This window comes from Enterobacter cloacae complex sp. P15RS (genome assembly GCF_014895905.1).
GTDB classification, from domain to species: domain Bacteria; phylum Pseudomonadota; class Gammaproteobacteria; order Enterobacterales; family Enterobacteriaceae; genus Enterobacter; species Enterobacter quasihormaechei.
The window spans coordinates 115,062-133,661 of record NZ_JADBQL010000019.1 but is presented as its reverse complement, the minus strand read 5'-3'; the positions used below and the strand labels follow the sequence as shown (position 1 = coordinate 133,661).

Sequence of the window (18,600 nt, the reverse complement as noted above, 5' to 3'; positions counted from 1 at the left end):
AAGAAGTAATTGTGCACACCCCTCACCCTGACCCTCGCCCCTCTGGGGAGAGGGGCTGGGGGTGAGGGGCAACTCACATAAACTCTACAATATCATCATCATTCGGCTTACCGCCGCTGAGCGCTTCATCAAAGTAGTGCTTCGGTACGGTATAGCGCAGATGATCGAGCGCAAACTGCATGCTGCGATCGTCAATGGCATGACCCAGATCGTCCACGATATCCAGCGTCACATCCCCGCCTTCACGCATCAGCGCGTCCTGGGCTGCAACCGCATGCGAAAGCTCAATTACCCGGTCTTCCCCCCCGTGGATCAGATGGATCGTGGTCTGCGTCGTCGCGCTTTGCGGTAGCGTCGCGAAGCGGCCGTTAAAGGCAATCACGCGGGACGCCAGCCCCGGCTGCGCTTTTACGCTCTCAAGGGACATGATCGACCCCTGCGAAAAGCCAATCAGCGCCGTCGCGTCGGCACCCACGCCGCTCTGCTGCTGCCAGTAGCGTACGGTGTCGATAAACGCAGGCATGGCGGCATCAACGCGCGCCTGACGGCTCTCTTCCGTCACGCCCTCAACGGAGAACCACTGCCGTCCGTTCGGGCCGCACGGCTCCACGCCACCGATGCTGACGATCAGCGCCTGCGGGAAAACGGGTGCAAACCAGCTGCCTATCTGTCCCATGTTGACGGCATTGTCGCCGACGCCATGAAACAGAAGCAGTAACTGTTTAGCCGGTGTGTCCGGGCTTTGCACAACAAAATGGTCATGTTTCATGGCGATCTCCTTAATTGATAAGCAGGATTTTACGCCTCTGCGGGGTAATGACCATGCCACTTTACTGAAGAAGTCATTGAAAAAATTGCCATTGCAAAATGTCGGCTTTCAGCTGCTGGCTGCGGGGATAATCAAGCCTTTCAAGCGCTTGTGCGGTTTCTTCGCGTAATTTTGCCAGCAGCGCTTTCCGTCCTACGTCGTGTGTATGCCCTTCCATTTTTCCGCGCAGCGCTGGAAGCGGCATCTCCACGGCTGACAACAACCGGGTCAGCGCCGCTACCGAGGTCGAAAACGCCCGGTGCGCAAAGGCAAATCCCGCCAGCTCCAGCCAGTCGTCACTATTAAGGGTAGCTTCCCACGCATCCGTCACCGGGATCTTTTCGCCGTTCCAGGCCGACAGGACGCGCATATCACGACATAAACGTTGATGTGCCTGCTCGCAGAGCTGATGCCCCGCCTCGCTTAGCGGCAGCAGCGCCATCGCCGTATAGCACCCGCTGCTCGCCTCCCGATGGCTGCCCATTCGCACCAGCATAAAACCGCACCGCTGCCAGAAGCGCCACAGCTCGTCGGTAAAGCCGAAGCTGACCGAAAGATAATCTTCTCCACTGGCGCTGCGGATCAGCCGCTGGCCGATGCCTTCCCGCTGGCGATGGGGATGAACCGCAATGCGGCTGACGCGTCGGCCCTTAAGCGTCGCCGCGAGGGGCGAGCCGCCGTGCGCCGCCAGCGACTGCGCCACCAGATTTCCACGCGGCCGACGAAAGCCCGCCCATACCGCGCGGCTCAGTTCAGGGGATAATCCCCCCTCCTCCACCAGCCAGAGCGCGCCCGCGATGTCCGCGCCCGCGTGCGCAACGGCAAAGTGCTGGCCGGGGGCGTCCATCATCCGGCGTAAATCGAGGGGTGAGGTGCGGTAGTGCGCGGCGCACAGCAGTTCGTATACGCTTGCCACACGCGCCGGATCGCTCTCCCACGCGCGTGGCTCCAGCGACCTTAAACATACTTCGCCTGCCGGTTTGCGGTCGATAAGCGCATCGTCAAACAGCAGCGCGTTCGCCACAATCCGCTCAAGCGGACATCCGGCTGCCCAGCGAACGGGCGTTGATAAGGTATAACGCCGCAGCCCGCTGAACCGGGCGCAGAATTTAAGCAGAAATCCCCTGCCCGTTCCTTCATAGCCCTGTACCGTTGTGGTCAACAGCACGCGCGGAAATCGCGACACCAGCTTCTCGAGCAGCGGGCCGGGAATAGCGGCCGCCTCATCGACAATCAGCCAGTCGGCCTGCAACGGGGAGGCCAGCAATGCATCCGGGGCCATAAAGTGAAAATGTTCGCCAGCAAAACGCGCGATGACGTCCGTCGCCCCTTTGGCCGGTGCCGTCACCACCGCATTCCCGCGTATGCCGTTGAGCAACATGCCTGCCAGCGCTGACTTTCCGCGCCCGCGCGGTGCCGTAACGGCGGCCACGCCCGCAGGCATCGTCAGAAGGGCGTCGAGGATCTCAGCCTGCTCGCGCTGCGGTTCACCGCTGGCGGGCTGCCAGGCGGGGACATCTGGCGCAACGGGAAGGTGCAGGGAATGGTGCTGCTGCCAGACGATAGCGTCCGAATCGGCGGCAAGCGTCCGGCAAAAATGGTGAACAAAATGCGGGGTGGCGATCGGCTCTGCGCTGTCGCTCCAGCGCAGAGAATCCCTGTCGGGCCTGTCGGCCCAGACGGCGAACGGCGGCACCAGCAGCACCAGAAGGCTCCCGGCGCGCAGCGTCCCGCTGAGGGCGGCGAAGGCCGAGACGTCAATCCCGTCTCGCGCGTCAAAAACGGCGTGCAGGTATTCACGTCCCAGCAGGCCGCTGATGGACTTAGACGGATTCTCCTCCAGCCACAGCCAGTCTCCCGGTAACGTGTTGCGCAGGGTAGTCGCCTGGCTCAACGTCCACGCTTCATCGCCGCTGAGCACCACCAGCCGGCGGTGCCCGGTACGCTGAAGCTGACTAACCAGCGCTTCAAACCCCAGCATCACATTGCTTTGCCGAAGGTATCACACTGTGACGGGTTGCCGCTGTCGAAGCCACGCTTAAACCAGCTGTAGCGCTGTTCGGAGGTGCCGTGGGTAAAGCTGTCCGGCACAACGCGCCCCTGGCTCTGCTGCTGCAAGCGATCGTCCCCAATCGCCTGGGCGGCATTCAGGGCCTCTTCCAGATCGCCTGTTTCCAGCACGCCCTGCTGCTGCATGCTGTGTCCCCAGACGCCAGCGAAACAGTCCGCCTGAAGCTCCATGCGCACGGAAAGGTGATTCACCTCCGCCTGAGACGCATTCTGCTGCATCTGACGCACCTTAGGCTCAATGCCGAGGAGCTTCTGCACATGGTGGCCAACTTCATGCGCGATCACGTAGCCCTGGGCAAAATCGCCGTCGGCGCCCAGCTTGCTTTTCATGTCGTCATAGAAGGAGAGATCGATATAGACGGTGCTGTCCGCCGGGCAGTAGAACGGCCCCATCACGGACTGTCCGGTGCCGCAGCCTGTGCGGGTTGCGCCCCGGTACATTACCAGTTTTGGCGGCTGATAGGTCCGCCCCATTTTCTCGAACTGCTGACCCCAGGTATCTTCGGTCGTCGCGAGAATAACGGAAGTAAATTTCGCCGCTTCATCTTCATTCGGGCTGATGGAGCGCTGCGAATACTGCTGCTGTTGCCCGGTTTCACCGGTCATTAAACCGGTCAGATCGACGCCGTAGTAGCCCGCCACCAGCACCACGACCAGTAGAATAATACCGCCCTTGCCGCTGGGTAACCGGAAACCTGGCCCGCCCATAGACGGACCACCGCCACCACTGCTGCGTCTGTCTTCTACGTTGTCACTTTCACGACGCCCTTGCCAGCGCATAAACACCTCGAACTATTCCATTTATAATAGCTATGATCGTAGGCGGTTAATGAAAGGATTACCATAGTAAACAAGGATAAGACGCCAAAGGATGCAAACATCCTTTGGCAAATGCGCGTATTAGTCGAGCTTAACGCCTAAACGGTGAGCAACCGCTTCGTACGCTTCGACCACCCCACCCAGGCTCTGGCGGAAACGGTCTTTATCCATTTTATCCAGCGTCTCTTTGTCCCACAGACGGCTGCCGTCCGGAGAGAATTCGTCGCCCAGCACCACTTCGCCTTTGTACAGACCGAACTCCAGCTTGAAATCGACCAGGATCAGGCCCGCGTCATCAAACAGCTTTTTCAGCACGTCGTTGGCTTTGTAGGTCAGTTCCTGCATGCGCGCCAGGTTCTCTTTGCTTACCCAGCCGAAGGTTTCGCAGTAGGATTCGTTGACCATCGGGTCGTGCATGGCATCGTTTTTCAGGAACAGATCGAACAGTGGTGGATTCAGTTCGATACCCTCTTCAATGCCCAGACGCTTCACCAGGGAGCCTGCGGCACGGTTACGGATAACGCACTCTACCGGCACCATATCCAGTTTTTTTACCAGACATTCCGTATCGGACAGCAACGCTTCCATCTGAGTCGGGATACCGGCTTCGGCCAGCTTGGTCATAATGAAGTGGTTGAACTTGTTGTTCACCATGCCTTTACGATCGAACTGCTCAATGCGCGCGCCGTCTCCTGCTGACGTATCATTGCGGAACTCGAGCACCAACAGATCCGGGTTTTCCGTGCTGTATACGGTTTTCGCTTTGCCACGATACAACTCAGCTTGCTTCTGCATCTTCATTACTCCTGGTGTGATGATTTGTATTCAAAACTGGGCATATTATGCCACGCACACGTTTGCGTAGCACGAAAATAAAAAGGGCTGGATTATCCAGCCCTCGCTATTATTTGCTGAATGCGGCCTGGAAGGCAGCGACCAGCGCATCGTTTTGCGACTGGGTCAGCGTGTGTCCTTTCGGATCGATAAATTGCAGGCTGCTGCGGTTATCGAGGTCGCCGACCTGGATTTTGTAGTCACCGGAAGGCAGCTGCGGATCGCTTGCCCCCAGTTCCTGCCAGGCACTATCGGACAGCGGCTTATAGGTCGCTGTGATGCTGCCCGTTGAACGGGTGCTGTCGGTCACCTTCATGCCCACTTTTTCAAGCGTAGCCGGCAAACGCTGCCAGGTCTGGTTAAACGGCGCACGCACCACCAGCATTGGCAGACCGGTATCATCGGCACCGCTCTGCACGTCAAACGTTGAACCGTTACGGTTCTGCGCGGCGTTAGCGGCATCGGTGGCGTTTTTATCCAGACCCGCTGCAATCACGTTCAGCATTTCGGTGCTGTAGCGCTGCAAGGCAGCCGGATCGGCAATCGGTTTGCCCGCCTGCTCAAGATTTAACAGCTTAACGGTAACCGCCTGCTGATAACCCTGCGGCTTAACGGAGACTTGATAACGACCGCGATACTGCTGATCTTCATCGAGACGGTTCCACTCAATCCAGTCGGTGGTTAAGGTCTGACTGGCGTCGTCGCGTTTATCAATCGTGTAATTTTTCGACTGAATTACGCTCACCACCTGCGGCCACAGCGTGGTGCCGCGTGCGCTTTCCACCAGCAGAGAGGCCGTATCACCGGTAAACTGAGTACGCGCGCCACTCACCAGCGCCAGAGGCTGAGCCGGCGGACGAATATCAAGCGCTTTACCCACCAGACCGCTACCGTTCGTGACCGGAATATTATAATCACCGTTCTGGATCGGCAGGATCATGCCGGCAGGCGCGTGAAGTTCAGCAAGCGGCGGCGAATCCAGATAGGATTCATCACCGCTCACCTGGCGCTTGTAGCGCGAGTCTGAACTACAGGCAGCGAGGAGCATAACAAGCGAAACACCCGCAACCTTCGCCAGGCGCGACTTCTGTACTGAATAAGCCATCAAATCTCCCTAAACTTTACAGCAGACCGGCATGCTTCAGCGCGCCAGCGACAATTTCACGACCATGGTCGGTAATAGGTGTCATTGGCAGACGCAGCGTGTCGGATGCTACAAGCCCCAACTCCTTACATGCCCATTTCACTGGGATCGGATTGGGTTCGACAAATAATTTATTGTGCAACGGCATCAGACGCTGATTAATCACGCGAGCTTCATCAAAGTGACCGGCTGCGGCCAGCTTGCACATGTCAGCCATATCGCGCGCCGCAACGTTCGCCGTCACGGAAATCACGCCATTTCCACCGAGCTGCATAAAGTCCAGCGCGGTCGCATCGTCACCGCTCAACAGGATAAAGTCGTCTGAAACCAGCTCTTTGATCTGATGAACGCGGCTTAAGTTCCCTGTCGCCTCTTTAATCCCGATAATATTTTTTACTTTCGAGAGACGGCCAACGGTTTCCGGCAGCATATCGCAACCGGTACGAGACGGCACATTATACAGAATTTGTGGCAAGTCAGTATGTTCGGCGATGGCTTTGAAATGCTGGAACAAACCTTCCTGAGTAGGACGGTTGTAGTAAGGCGTGACCGTCAGACAGCCAACAACGCCGCTGTCGTTAAAACGCTGGGTCAGGCTAATGGCCTCAGCCGTTGCGTTTGCGCCCGTACCCGCGATGACCGGAATACGCCCGTCAGCCAGCTCAAGGGTCAGCATCACAACGTCGCCGTGCTCGTCGTGGCTCAGCGTTGCGGATTCACCGGTAGTCCCTACCGAAACGATCGCCGAGGTTCCATTGGCGACATGGTAATCAATGAGCTTCTTCATGCTTGACCGGCAGACATTACCTTTTTCATCCATCGGTGTAACAAGCGCGACAATACTTCCCGTGAACATGAGCCATCCTCTGTGCGAACAAGAGCCTCAATGTTACGTTTGGAACTGTAATAAAAGCAAGCGACCTGAGGCTCTCAGGCGGTTGTATGCATGTTTTTTTTATGCTTTCCTTAGGAAGACTTAACCACGCAAAGGAAGAACAGGTTTGACAACCTCATCACAACATTACCTGGTTATCACTGCGCTGGGTGCTGACAGGCCGGGTATCGTGAATACCATCACTCGCCACGTGAGCAGCTGCGGCTGCAATATCGAAGACAGCCGGCTGGCTATGCTGGGTGAAGAGTTCACGTTCATTATGCTGCTTTCCGGAACATGGAATGCCATTACCCTCATTGAATCTACCCTGCCGCTGAAGGGCGCAGAGCTGGATTTACTGATTGTGATGAAGCGCACCACCGCGCGCCCGCGTCCGGCTCTGCCTGCCACGGTCTGGGTACAGGTTGAAGTGCCTGATTCACCTCATCTGATTGAACGTTTTACGGCGCTGTTTGACAGTCATCAGATGAACATTGCCGAACTGGTTTCCCGCACGCAGCCGGGTGATGAGAACGCCATCCCGACGCTGTTTATTCAAATTACCGCCCACAGCCCTGCCTCGCAGGATGCGTCAAATATCGAGCAAGCATTCAAAGCCCTCTGTACAGAATTACACGCGCAAGGCAGTATAAGCGTCGTCGATTATTCGCAGCACGAACAGGATGGAGTTGAGTAATGAACCCACTGAAAGCCGGTGATATCGCACCGAAATTTAGCTTACCGGATCAAGACGGCGAGCAAGTAAATTTGACCGACTTCCAGGGACAGCGTGTTCTGGTCTATTTCTACCCGAAAGCCATGACGCCGGGCTGTACCGTACAGGCCTGCGGTTTACGCGATAACATGGATGAGTTGAAGAAAGTCGGTGTGGAAGTGCTGGGCATCAGCACCGATAAGCCAGAAAAGCTGTCACGCTTTGCGGAAAAAGAGCTGCTGAACTTCACGCTGCTTTCCGATGAAGACCACCAGGTTTGCGAGCAGTTTGGCGTCTGGGGTGAGAAGTCCTTTATGGGCAAAACCTACGACGGGATCCACCGCATCAGCTTCCTGATTGGCGCTGACGGTAAAGTTGAGCACGTGTTTGACGACTTTAAAACCAGTAATCACCACGACGTGGTGTTGAACTGGCTGAAAGAAAGTGCCTGAAAGTGAGTGTCGGGTGGCGGCTTCGCCTTACCCGACCTACAAGAATAAGTAGGCCGGGTAAGCGCAGCGCCACCCGGCAAAACTACTTCTCTTCCACCGCCGGCACATCCGGCCATGCGTGGACCACGGCTTTAATCAGCGTCGCCAGCGGTATGGCAAAGAACACGCCCCAGAAACCCCACAGACCGCCGAAAATCACCACTGACAGAATAATCACCAGCGGATGCAGGTTAACAGCTTCTGAGAACAGCACCGGCACCAGCAGGTTACCGTCCAGCCCCTGAATGATCAGGTATACCGCGAAGCAGCTCCAGAACTCCGTGCCCAGACCAAACTGGAACAGCGCGACGCCGACGACCGGAATGGTCACCACAAACGCGCCGATATACGGGATCAGAACCGAGAATCCAACCAGCACCGCCAGCAGCAGCGAATAATTCAGCCCAAAGATCACAAAGCCAACCCAGGTCGCCACGCCCACCACGATCATCTCCAGCACCTTGCCGCGAATGTAGTTGGTGATCTGCTGGTTCATCTCCTGCCAGACCTGCCCGGCCAGGCCGCGATTGCGCGGCAGCACGCGGCGTACCGCGTTCAGCATCTGCTCTTTATCTTTGACCAGGAAGAACACCATCAGCGGCACGAGGACCAGATAGACGGCCAGGGTCAGCAGCCCTACCAGCGAGGCCAGCGAGTACTTCACCACCGAATCGCCCATGGTCATGATGCGGGCGCGCATGTTTTCGGCCATCGCATCGATGATCCCGGCGTCCATCAGCGCGGGATAGCGGCGCGGCAGCGTGGCGGCAAAATCAGACAGTTTATTCAGCATGCCGGGCATATCGCGGATCAGGTAGATCCCCTGCTGCCAGGCGATGGGCATGACCACGAAGGACATCAACAGCAGTATACCGACAAACAGCACCAGCACGATGCTGGTCGCCCAGCGGCGGGAACAGCCGATATGTTCCAGACGCGCGGTGGGCCACTCCAGCAGATACGCCAGCACGATCGCCACCAGCAGAGGAGCCAGCAGGCCGCTAAAGAAGAACAGGATACCGAATCCGGCAACCAGAATAACCAGTAAAGCAATGGCTTCCGGATCGCTAAACCGACGCCGATACCACTGCATTAACATTTCGAGCATACAACCCTTCCCTGAATCGAATGGCGGGAGTGAGACGGTGAATTGTATCTAACTGTCACAAAAAAGACTTTCCTTTTTGTTCCAATGTCAGGTTTCGCAAAACCCTGATGAATGGGATTTTCTTCATCTCTTAACACGGCTACACTCGCAGGGCAGCGGAGATGAACGTTATGCGGGTTCATCGGTCAAATTAGCACATCCAACATACAGGACAGTGGTTATGTTCAGGCAGTTGAAAAAAACACTGGTTGCGACACTGATTGCCGCCGTGACGGTCGGCCAGGTGTTGCCCGCTTTCGCTGACTCGTCCGATTCATTGCCGGACATGGGCACCACGGCAGGAAGCACGCTCTCCATCGGGCAGGAGATGCAGATGGGGGATTATTACGTACGCCAGCTGCGCGGCAGTGCTCCGCTGATCAACGACCCTTTGCTGGTCCAGTACATCAACGGTCTGGGGATGCGGCTGGTGGCGCATGCGGACTCGGTAAAAACGCCCTTCCACTTCTTCTTAATCAATAACGACGAAATCAACGCCTTCGCCTTCTTTGGCGGGAACGTGGTGCTGCATTCGGCGTTATTCCGTTATTCCGATAACGAAAGCCAGCTGGCGTCGGTCATGGCGCACGAAATTTCGCACGTTACCCAGCGCCATCTGGCGCGTGCGATGGAAGACCAGAAGCGTAACGCCCCGCTGACCTGGGTGGGCGCGCTGGGCTCTATTCTGCTGGCAATGGCCAGCCCGCAGGCCGGGATGGCGGCCCTCACCGGGACGCTGGCGGGAACGCGTCAGGGGATGATCAGCTTTACCCAGCAGAACGAGCAGGAGGCAGACCGCATCGGCATTCAGGTTTTACAGCGTGCAGGCTTTGACCCGCAGGCCATGCCGAGCTTCCTGGAAAAACTGCTCGACCAGGCACGCTACTCGTCGCGTCCCCCTGAAATTCTGTTGACCCACCCGCTGCCGGAAAGCCGCCTCTCGGATGCGCGTAACCGTGCCAACCAGATGCGTCCGGTGGTCGTGCAGTCCTCGCAGGATTTCTACATGGCAAAAGTGAGAACGCTTGGCATGTACAACTCCGGGCGTAATCAGCTCACCAGCGATCTGCTGGACGCGCTGGCGAAAGGCAACGTGCGCGAGAAAAACGCGGCGCAGTATGGTCAGGCGCTCCAGGCTATGGAGGCCAGCAAATATGATGAAGCGCGTAAAGCGCTACAGCCGCTTCTGGCGGCGGCCCCTAATAACCCGTGGTATCTCGACCTCGCCACCGATATCGATCTGGGACAGAAAAAAGCGACCGATGCGATTAATCGCCTGAAGGGGGCGAAAGATCTTCGTAACAATCCGGTATTGCAGCTTAACCTGGCGAACGCTTACTTACAGGGTGGACAGCCCGGCGAGGCGGTGACCATTCTGAACCGCTACACCTTTAACAATAAAGATGACCAGAACGGCTGGGAGCTGCTCGCCCAGGCGCAGGGGCAACTGGGTAACCGCGATCAGGAGCTGGCCGCGCGTGCGGAAGGTCTGGCGCTGGCGGGCCGCCTCGATCAGGCCATTTCCCTGTTGAGCAGCGCCAGTTCACAGGTGAAGCTCGGCAGCCTGCAACAGGCCCGTTACGATGCACGAATCGACCAGCTGCGCGGCCTGCAACAACGCTTTAAGCCGTACGAGAAGATGTAATAAAGGAGAAGTCATGACAGACGCGGTAAAAATTTACCATAACCCTCGCTGCTCCAAGAGCCGCGATACCCTCAGCCTGCTGAAGTCTAACGGGATCGAACCGGAAGTGGTGCTGTATCTGGAGACGCCGCCGGACGCGCAGACGATCCGTCAGCTGCTTAAGATGCTCGATATGGGCAGCGCGCGCGAGCTGATGCGTCAGAAAGAAGATCTGTATAAATCGCTCAATCTGAACGATACGCATCTCACTGAAGAGCGGCTGATCCAGGCAATGGTCGAGAATCCAAAGCTGATTGAGCGTCCGATTGTGGTGGCGAACGGCAAGGCGCGTATCGGTCGTCCGCCGGAAAACGTGCTCGAAATCGTCTAATCGTTACGCCGCAGCGCTTCCAGAAACACCTGCGGCGTACGCTCTCCCAGCTTTTTCTGCGCTTTCCCCCGGTTGTAATACTCACACAGCTGAATCAACAGCTCTCCCATCGGTTCTTTGTTCACCCGCGGAATGATGTCGCGTAACGGCAGCGCCGCCAGTACGGCGCGGATTTGCTGCGTATGCGCTTTCACGCTAACGCTGTGCCCCGGCAGCGTCACCGCCAGTCCAAAAGTCTCAACAGATTGAATATCTGCCGGACACGCTTCCAGCACCTCATTCGCCCAGTGGGTTAACAACTGCGGGGAAACGCCGGCATAAAGCCGGGCGTAGCACCAGCCGCTGACGGGTTCACGCGCCCAGAGCAGGTGTTGCTCGCCACCGTCGTCCATATGCAGCGACAGCGGCTGATGATGCAGGAGTAGTTTCTGCGGCATGATGCCGGCCTTAAGCGCCTTTTTACCCTGCAACAATGCCCCCTTTTGTTTTACCGAAGCCGGCTTGAGGTAGCGGTTCAGGGTCGCGCGGGAAACGGCGATCCCGAGCCCGTCATTCACCAACAGCAGCAGCTCATCAAGCGGCGCGCCGGTGATATCCCGCAGGGCATTTATCAGTGACGCCTGTTCCTGTCTCAACGCTTTGTGTATCACTCTGGGCGTAGTGTGGTTATCCGATACCTGGTCACGGTTGCGCCAGCGCCTGACGGTGGTGACCGAGATCCCCAGCTCAGTGGCCAGCTCTCTGTCGCTTTTATCGGACTGCTGAAGGTAGCGACGGATACGCGGCGTGGTCGTGGCGTTGGCATGCAGTTTGATTTCCATCGCGTCTCTCTCCGCAACTAATCTCATGAGATTTATTATGCAGCAGCGAATGCTTTGTGACCGATTTCACCTTTCGTTCGCCGCGCTTCACTGATAATCCACAGACATAACATAAACCACACCCCTCAATCTTGTACGGAGTTCACAATGAACAATGTTCTGGGATTTCTTGAAGCAAAACTGATGCCGCTGGCGGCGAAAACAGCCCAGCAGCGCCATCTTGGGGCCATTCGTGGGGCCTACGTTTCATTCATGCCGTTTATCATCGTCGGCTCCATCCTGCTGGTGATCTCCTCTTTCCCTAACCAGGCCTATCAGCAGTTTATGTCTCAGGCCTTTGGTGACAGCTGGAGCGCGATTATTGAGATCCCCTTCAACGCGGTGTTCTCGACCATGTCGCTGTTTATCAGCTTCCTGGTGGCCTACCGCCTGGCGGAACACTACGGCGAGGACCGCATCTCCTGCGGCATCCTGGCGCTGGTCGCGTTTCTGATCCTCACGCCTTTTATCAAAGTGGCGGAAAACGGCGGTATTACCGTGATGCCGGTGGAGTGGATCGGCAGCAAAGGGCTGTTCGTGGCGATGATCGGTTCCCTGCTGTGGACGGAACTGTTCTGCTGGCTGAAGCGCAAAAAGCTGGTCATCAAAATGCCGGACGGCGTGCCCCCGGCGGTACAGGAATCGTTCGCGGCGCTGATCCCGGCCCTGCTGGTGATGATTCTGGTGCTTATCATCCGCATCATCTTCGAAAACACCCATTACAGCACCATCCACCAGTTTATTTATGAAGTGGTTGCTACCCCGGTGCGCCACTACGGCACCTCCTATTTCGGTGCGCTGATGACGGTATTCAGCATCACCATTCTGTGGTCAGTGGGCATTAACTCCGGTTCGATGATCAACGGCATTATTCGCCCGCTGTGGATGGAGAACCAGACCGACAACATCGCCGCGATCCAGGCGGGGACGACGCCGCCGCACATTATCACGGAACAGTTTTTTGACATGATCTGGATGGGCGGCGCGGGCGCAACGCTGTCGCTGGTGATTGCGATGCTGATTTTCGCCCGCAGTAAAAACATGCGCGAAGTGGCGCGCCTCGGCGCAGGGGCATCGGTATTTAACATCAATGAGCCGATCCTGTTTGGCCTGCCGGTGATCATGAACCCCATCATGCTTATTCCATTCAACCTGGTGCCGCTGGTGCTGGTCACCGTGCAGTATGTGGCGATGAAAATTGGCGCGGTCGCGGTTACCACCGGGGTGTTTATCCCCTGGACGCTGCCGCCGGTTATCAGCGGTTTTATCGTCACCGGCCACCTGAGCGGCAGCGTGATGCAGCTGATCAACCTGCTGATTGGCGCCATGCTGTACCTGCCTTTCATGCGTATCGTGGATAAACAGTACCGCGCCGCGGAACTGACCCCGGTGACGCAAACCGACACCACCCTTGCAAAACAGGAGTAAAGCATGTGGGGAATTATCGCAACCTGGCGAATGGCGCTTGAAGGGGTAACGGAGTCTGCGTCTGCCCTGGCGGCGGGAAAACCGGTCGCTGCGGCGGTGGTTGATGCCGTCGCGGCCGTGGAGGACTTCCCGCTGTATAAATCCGTCGGCTACGGTGGGCTGCCGACCGAAAACGGTGAGGTGGAGCTGGACGCGGCGTATATGGACGGCGACACGCTGGCGTTCGGCGCGGTGGGGAATCTGGTGGATATCGCCAACCCGGTGCGCGTGGCGCACGCGCTCAGCCGTCAGCGCTACAACAGCCTGCTGGTCGGCCAGGGTGCGCGCGAGTGGGCGCTGAGCCAGGGTTTTACCGACAAAAGCATGCTCACGGATCGCGCCATGCAGCACTACCGCAAGCGCTGTCGCGAGACGCTGGATAAGGGGTTAAGCCCCTACGACGGGCACGACACCGTCGGCGTTATCGGGCTCGATAAGCAGGGGTCGATGAGCGTTGCCACCTCCACCAGCGGCCTGTTCATGAAAAAACGCGGTCGCCTCGGGGACTCGCCGATTATCGGCTCCGGCTTTTACTGCGACAGCGAAACCGGGGCGGCCACCGCCACGGGCGTCGGTGAAGATCTGATGAAAGGCTGCACCAGCTACGAAATCGTTCGCCGGATGGCGCAGGGCATGACGCCGCAGCAGGCGGCGGATTCGGTCGTCTTTGAACTGGAAGACAGGCTGATGTCGCGCTTTGGCCGCGCGGGCGATCTCTCCGTGGTGTGCATGAACAACAGAGGCGAGTTTGGCGCCGCAACCAACATCAAAACCTTCTCGTTTGTGGTGGCGACGGCCCGCCAGCCGCTCACGGTTTTTCGTACCGAGCGCCTGCGGGAGAAAACGCATTATCACGCGGTAGACGAGGCGTGGATGCAGGCCTATGCCGCACGGATCCGCGCGCCCATTGAGGAGTCATGATGATTACGTATCAGTTTATCAGCGCGCTTGCGGACGCGAAGCCGAACAGCCATTTGATTGCGCGCTCGGCCAGTTCTCTCTTACCGGAAAGCGCGCTTGCCGATGAAATGCGCGACTCTGACGGCATCGCGGACACCCGCTTTGGCTGCGCGCCGTTTGCCCGCATCACCCTGCTGCCGGATGGGCTCTGGCATGACGCCCTGACCGAAGGGCTGCTCGCCGCCCTGCGGCCGCTGCTTGCCGCCCCCGCCAGCGCCGATATCGTGCTGGACGTGACGGATATCGACGAGGTGGTGCTGGCGCAGGTGCTGCGATTTCTCTTTAATCAGGCGCACAGGCTGAGCGATCTGAAGCTCAAGAAAACGGACGACGCGGTGCGTCTTACGTGCATCACCGCCCTCTGCCTGCCGGAACAGAGGGCGAAGCTGGAGACGATCTTCCGCCAGCAGCAGGCTATTGCCCTCGGAATGGTCGCGGCGCGGCGGCTGGCGGATATCCCTTCCGACCGCTGTACGCCGCAGTTTGTGGTCGAAGAGGCGCAAAAACTGTGTGCCGCCTACCCTGCCCTGCGCTGCGAGGTGCTGAACGAAAAGGATATTGTTGAGCAGGGTCTTGGGCTGCTGCACGCGGTTGGCAAAGGGGCGGCCTGCCCGCCGCGTCTGCTGGCTGTCCACTTTAACGGTGTCTCTGACGGCCCGATACGCTGCTATGTCGGTAAAGGCATAACCTTTGACACCGGCGGCCTGTGGCTGAAGGAAGGCGCGGGCATGTACACCATGAAATATGACATGTGCGGCGCGGCTAACGTGCTCGGGCTGATGCTGACCGTTGCGGAGCTGAAATTGCCCGTACGCATCATGGGCGTGCTGGCGCTGGCGGAAAACGCCATCGGCCCGGAGGCGATGCAGCCCGGCACGGTGGCAACGGCCTGCAACGGCATCACCGTTGAAATTAATAATACCGATGCCGAGGGCCGGCTGGTGCTGGCAGACGCCATCGCCTGGGCCAGCCAGCGGCACCCGCAGGCCCGCTATATCATTGATATGGCAACGTTAACGGGCGCGGTGGTGAAAGCGCTGGGATATGAGCTGAGCGGATTAATGACGCAGGATGAACCGCTGCGCGAAGCATTGACGGGAGCGGGTAAGCGGAGCGGTGACGAGGTATGGTCCCTGCCGCTGGACGCACGGCTGAAAAAGCAGACCGACAGCGCCATCGCCGATCTGTGCAATACGCCGACCAACAATGCGGCGATCAGTGCGTCGGCGGCGTGGCTGCTGCACCACTTCTGCCCGCCGACGATCCCGTGGGCGCATCTGGATATCAGCGGAACGGCGCTATGGCGGGAGAACGGCAGGAGCGTGGCGTCGGGAAGGCCGATTTCACTGCTGGTGGAGCACTTGGTGGGGGATCTTTAGCCGGGTGGCGGCTGCGCCTTACCCGGCCTATGGCTTTGATTTTTTTGCCCGGTGGCGGCTACGCCTTACCGGGCCTACGAAAACCACTCTCCTTGTAGGCCGGGTAAGGCGTCGCCGCCACCCGACATAACTACAGCTTAAGAATATCTTTCACAAACGGAATGGTCAGCTTGCGCTGGGCGGTAATGGACGCGCGATCGAGCTGATCGAGCGTGTCAAAGAGCGTACGCATCTCGCGATCCAGCCGCTTCAGCAGGAAACGGCCCACGTCTTCCGGCAGTTCGAAGCCGCGCAGTCTTGCCCGCAGCTGAAGCGCCTGGAGTTTGTCTTCATCCGACAGCGGTTGCAGCTTGTAGATTTGTCCCCAGTCCAGACGAGACGCCAGATCCGGCAGCCCAAGATTAAGCTGACGCGGTGGACGATCGCCGGTGATCAGCAGCCGGGTTTTGCCCGACTCCAGAATGCGGTTATAGAGGTTAAAGATTGCCATTTCCCACGGCTCATCCCCCGCCACGCATTCAATATTATCGATGCAGACCAGGGAGAGATGTTCCATGCCCTCAAGCACTTCAGGCACAAACCAGGTACGTTTATCCAGCGGCACGTAGCCGACCGCATCGCCGCGCGCCGAAAGCTCGGCACAGGCCGCATGCAGCAGGTGGCTGCGCCCCGCGCCTTCGCGTGACCAGATATAGATGTATCCGCTGTGTTCCTGGCGCAGCACGTTTTGCAGTGCAGCCAGTAAAGAGGGGTTATCACCCGGCCAGAAACTCGCGAAAGTTTCATCGTCAGGGAGATAAAGTGGCAGAGAGAGCTGTGCCGGTCCGTTCAGAAATACCTCAACCAGAGATCTTACATAAAATCGGAATGGAGTTTAACACGGAACCTGCAAGGAGAGAACCGGGCGATCCGTCGCCCGGCATGACGATCAATGAGGCGCTTTTTCGCTTTCGTCCGCGTCCAGGACCACCTCTTCCGGGCGGATCACCGAGATCAGCTTGAAAATCAGGCTGAGGCCGACGCCCACGATGGTCGCCAGCGCCATACCCTTCAGCTCCGCTGCGCCGATGTGCACCTTCGCACCGCTCACCCCGATAATCAGGATAACGGAGGTCAGGATCAGGTTCTGCGCTTTGCTGTAATCCACTTTGGATTCAATCAGCACGCGAATACCGGAGGCACCGATCACCCCGTACAGCAGCAGCGAGACGCCGCCCATCACCGGCACCGGGATAATCTGGATCGCTGCCGCCAGTTTACCGACGCAGGAGAGCAGAATGGCGATGATCGCCGCACCGCCGATAACCCAGGTGCTGTAGACGCGGGTGATCGCCATTACGCCGATGTTCTCGCCGTAGGTGGTGTTTGGCGTGGAGCCGAAGAAGCCGGAGATGATGGTGGAGAAACCGTTGGCAAACATGGAGCGATGCAGGCCCGGGTCGCGGATCAGGTCGCGCTTCACGATGTTCGCCGTCACCACCAGGTGGCCGACGTGCTCGGCAATTACCACCAGCGCGGCAGGCAGAATGGTGAAGATAGCAAACCATTCGAAGCGTGGGGTGTAGAAGGTTGGCAGCGCGAACCAGTGCGCCTCGGCAATCGGCGTAGTATCCACAACGCCCATCACGAAGGAGAGCGCGTAGCCCGCCAGCACGCCGATCAGGATCGGGATAATCGCCATAAAGCCGCGGAACAGCACGGAGCCAAACACCGTCACGCCCAGGGTCACCAGCGAGATAATAATGGTTTTAGAATCCGGTGACTGACCGTCCGCCGGCAGCAGGCCGGCCATGTTCGCCGCCACGCCAGCCAGCTCCAGGCCGATGACGGCAACGATGGCGCCCATCGCCGCAGGCGGGAACATCACGTCCAGCCAGCCGGTGCCCGCTTTCTTCACGATGAAGGAGACCAGGCAGAACAACACGCCACACATGATAAAGCCGCCCAGCGCGACCTCATAACCCAGCGGCAACAGCAGCAGTACCGGAGAGATAAAGGCGAAGCTCGACCCGAGATAGGCCGGAATTTTGCCTTTACAGATAAAGAGGTAAAGCAGAGTACCGACGCCGTTGAACAGCAGCACGGTAGCCGGGTTAATGTGAAACAGGATTGGCACCAGCACGGTTGCGCCAAACATGGCGAACAGGTGCTGCAAACTAAGCGGGATTGTCTGTAAAAGCGGCGGTCTTTCACTCACCCCGATAGCACGGCGCGTCATAGTGTTTTCCTCTGAGTGTTATTGTTGGTTTTTATTCAAAAAAAAGCCGACTATCAAAGTCGGCTTCTTTATCGTTATTCGATTATTTAGTACCAAAAATCTTATCGCCGGCATCGCCAAGCCCCGGGATGATGTACCCGTGCTCGTTCAGTCCCTGGTCGACAGACGCGGTATACAGTTCAACGTCCGGGTGCGCTTTTTCCAGCGCCGCAATACCTTCCGGCGCTGCAACCAGGACCAGCACCTTAATGCTGCTGCATCCGGCTTTTTTCAGCAGGTCGATGGTGGCGATCATCGAACCGCCGGTCGCCAGCATCGGGTCAACCACCAGCGCCATACGCTCGTCGATGTTAGAGACCAGCTTCTGGAAGTACGGGACCGGCTCAAGGGTCTCTTCGTCACGGTAGATACCCACCACGCTGATACGCGCGCTTGGCACGTGCTCCAGTACGCCTTCCATCATGCCCAGACCCGCACGCAGGATTGGCACCACGGTAATTTTTTTACCTTTGATCTGCTCAACCTGTACCGGACCGTTCCAGCCTTCGATGGTCACTTTTTCCGTTTCCAGATCGGAGGTTGCTTCGTAGGTCAGCAGGCTGCCCACTTCAGAAGCCAGTTCGCGAAAACGCTTCGTGCTGATGTCATGCTCACGCATCAGGCCCAACTTGTGTTTAACGAGTGGGTGTTTCACTTCCACAATCTTCATTCTCTTTCTCCTCTGAGGTGGCATCCGCAAAAAAATCGCGGGATTATACCGCTTTTTTCGGATTGCGCCATACCCAACTTGCTTGACGTA

The 18,600-nt window shown here is 57.9% G+C and carries 18 protein-coding genes; 7 read left to right on the top strand and 11 right to left on the bottom strand.

The annotated features are described in order from the left end of the window. Positions 1 to 73: 73 nt before the first annotated feature. From ypfH to dapA, 6 genes are all read right to left on the bottom strand, one after another. The gene (ypfH, locus tag IM267_RS12855; RefSeq protein ID WP_107533468.1) at positions 74 to 769 is read right to left on the bottom strand and encodes an esterase; all 696 of its coding nucleotides are present in this window, start codon (positions 767 to 769) and stop codon (positions 74 to 76) included. Positions 770 to 842: 73 nt separating this feature from the next. Further along, positions 843 to 2,789: a tRNA(Met) cytidine acetyltransferase TmcA gene (locus IM267_RS12850; protein WP_193033534.1), complete on the bottom strand. Its 1,947-nt coding sequence runs from the start codon at positions 2,787 to 2,789 to the stop codon at positions 843 to 845. Further along, complete coding sequence (locus IM267_RS12845) at positions 2,789 to 3,658, bottom strand: neutral zinc metallopeptidase (protein WP_063450479.1); 870 nt, start codon at positions 3,656 to 3,658, stop codon at positions 2,789 to 2,791. The genes IM267_RS12850 and IM267_RS12845 overlap by 1 nt, the downstream gene beginning before the upstream one ends. Positions 3,659 to 3,778: 120 nt before the next feature. Beyond that, a complete protein-coding gene (gene purC, locus IM267_RS12840; RefSeq protein ID WP_001171626.1) occupies positions 3,779 to 4,492 on the bottom strand; it encodes a phosphoribosylaminoimidazolesuccinocarboxamide synthase in 714 nt (237 codons plus the stop codon). 109 nt (positions 4,493 to 4,601) lie between these two features. Continuing rightward, positions 4,602 to 5,636, bottom strand: coding sequence for an outer membrane protein assembly factor BamC (gene bamC, locus IM267_RS12835; protein WP_063868060.1), 1,035 nt, complete (start codon positions 5,634 to 5,636; stop codon positions 4,602 to 4,604). 16 nt (positions 5,637 to 5,652) lie between these two features. Further along, on the bottom strand, positions 5,653 to 6,531 hold the full coding sequence (gene dapA / locus IM267_RS12830; protein WP_193033533.1) for a 4-hydroxy-tetrahydrodipicolinate synthase: 879 nt from the start codon (positions 6,529 to 6,531) through the stop codon (positions 5,653 to 5,655). Between the two features lie 145 nt (positions 6,532 to 6,676). Here dapA and IM267_RS12825 point away from each other — a divergent pair, with 145 nt between their 5' ends. Continuing rightward, a complete protein-coding gene (locus IM267_RS12825; RefSeq protein WP_000213743.1) occupies positions 6,677 to 7,246 on the top strand; it encodes a glycine cleavage system transcriptional repressor in 570 nt (189 codons plus the stop codon). Further along, a complete protein-coding gene (bcp, locus tag IM267_RS12820; RefSeq protein WP_045141746.1) occupies positions 7,246 to 7,716 on the top strand; it encodes a thioredoxin-dependent thiol peroxidase in 471 nt (156 codons plus the stop codon). The genes IM267_RS12825 and bcp overlap by 1 nt, the downstream gene beginning before the upstream one ends. A gap of 82 nt (positions 7,717 to 7,798) precedes the next feature. On the opposite strand, the gene IM267_RS12815 is transcribed toward bcp, so the two are convergent. Then, positions 7,799 to 8,863 carry an AI-2E family transporter gene (locus IM267_RS12815; protein ID WP_063868052.1) on the bottom strand — a complete coding sequence of 355 codons (1,065 nt, stop codon included), beginning with the start codon at positions 8,861 to 8,863 and terminating at the stop codon, positions 7,799 to 7,801. A 220-nt stretch (positions 8,864 to 9,083) separates the two neighbouring features. Between IM267_RS12815 and bepA the strand changes: the two genes are divergently transcribed. Both bepA and arsC read left to right on the top strand, forming a co-directional pair. Continuing rightward, positions 9,084 to 10,547, top strand: a complete 1,464-nt coding sequence (bepA, locus tag IM267_RS12810) for a beta-barrel assembly-enhancing protease (protein WP_131636499.1) — start codon at positions 9,084 to 9,086, stop codon at positions 10,545 to 10,547. A 13-nt stretch (positions 10,548 to 10,560) separates the two neighbouring features. Further along, positions 10,561 to 10,917, top strand: a complete 357-nt coding sequence (gene arsC, locus IM267_RS12805) for an arsenate reductase (glutaredoxin) (RefSeq protein WP_193033532.1) — start codon at positions 10,561 to 10,563, stop codon at positions 10,915 to 10,917. Here arsC and IM267_RS12800 read toward each other — a convergent pair. Further along, positions 10,914 to 11,738, bottom strand: a complete 825-nt coding sequence (locus IM267_RS12800; RefSeq protein WP_193033531.1) for a helix-turn-helix domain-containing protein — start codon at positions 11,736 to 11,738, stop codon at positions 10,914 to 10,916. The two genes, arsC and IM267_RS12800, sit on opposite strands and share 4 nt — an antisense overlap. Positions 11,739 to 11,885: 147 nt before the next feature. On the opposite strand from IM267_RS12800, the gene celB reads away from it, so the two are divergent. From celB to IM267_RS12785, 3 genes are read left to right on the top strand one after another with little or no spacing between them, the layout of a single operon-like run. Beyond that, positions 11,886 to 13,205: a PTS cellobiose transporter subunit IIC gene (gene celB / locus IM267_RS12795; protein WP_193033530.1), complete on the top strand. Its 1,320-nt coding sequence runs from the start codon at positions 11,886 to 11,888 to the stop codon at positions 13,203 to 13,205. Positions 13,206 to 13,208: 3 nt separating this feature from the next. Further along, on the top strand, positions 13,209 to 14,165 hold the full coding sequence (locus tag IM267_RS12790; RefSeq protein WP_193033529.1) for a N(4)-(beta-N-acetylglucosaminyl)-L-asparaginase: 957 nt from the start codon (positions 13,209 to 13,211) through the stop codon (positions 14,163 to 14,165). Beyond that, a complete protein-coding gene (locus IM267_RS12785; RefSeq protein ID WP_193033536.1) occupies positions 14,165 to 15,583 on the top strand; it encodes a M17 family metallopeptidase in 1,419 nt (472 codons plus the stop codon). The genes IM267_RS12790 and IM267_RS12785 overlap by 1 nt, the downstream gene beginning before the upstream one ends. Positions 15,584 to 15,713: 130 nt before the next feature. On the opposite strand, the gene IM267_RS12780 is transcribed toward IM267_RS12785, so the two are convergent. The 3 genes from IM267_RS12780 to upp all read right to left on the bottom strand — a co-directional run bounded on the left by IM267_RS12780 (position 15,714) and on the right by upp (position 18,510). Next, positions 15,714 to 16,415: a DnaA inactivator Hda gene (locus IM267_RS12780; protein WP_211482948.1), complete on the bottom strand. Its 702-nt coding sequence runs from the start codon at positions 16,413 to 16,415 to the stop codon at positions 15,714 to 15,716. Between the two features lie 96 nt (positions 16,416 to 16,511). Continuing rightward, on the bottom strand, positions 16,512 to 17,801 hold the full coding sequence (uraA, locus tag IM267_RS12775) for a uracil permease (protein WP_063450489.1): 1,290 nt from the start codon (positions 17,799 to 17,801) through the stop codon (positions 16,512 to 16,514). Between the two features lie 82 nt (positions 17,802 to 17,883). Then, complete coding sequence (gene upp / locus IM267_RS12770; RefSeq protein ID WP_040074548.1) at positions 17,884 to 18,510, bottom strand: uracil phosphoribosyltransferase; 627 nt, start codon at positions 18,508 to 18,510, stop codon at positions 17,884 to 17,886. Positions 18,511 to 18,600 lie beyond the last annotated feature (90 nt).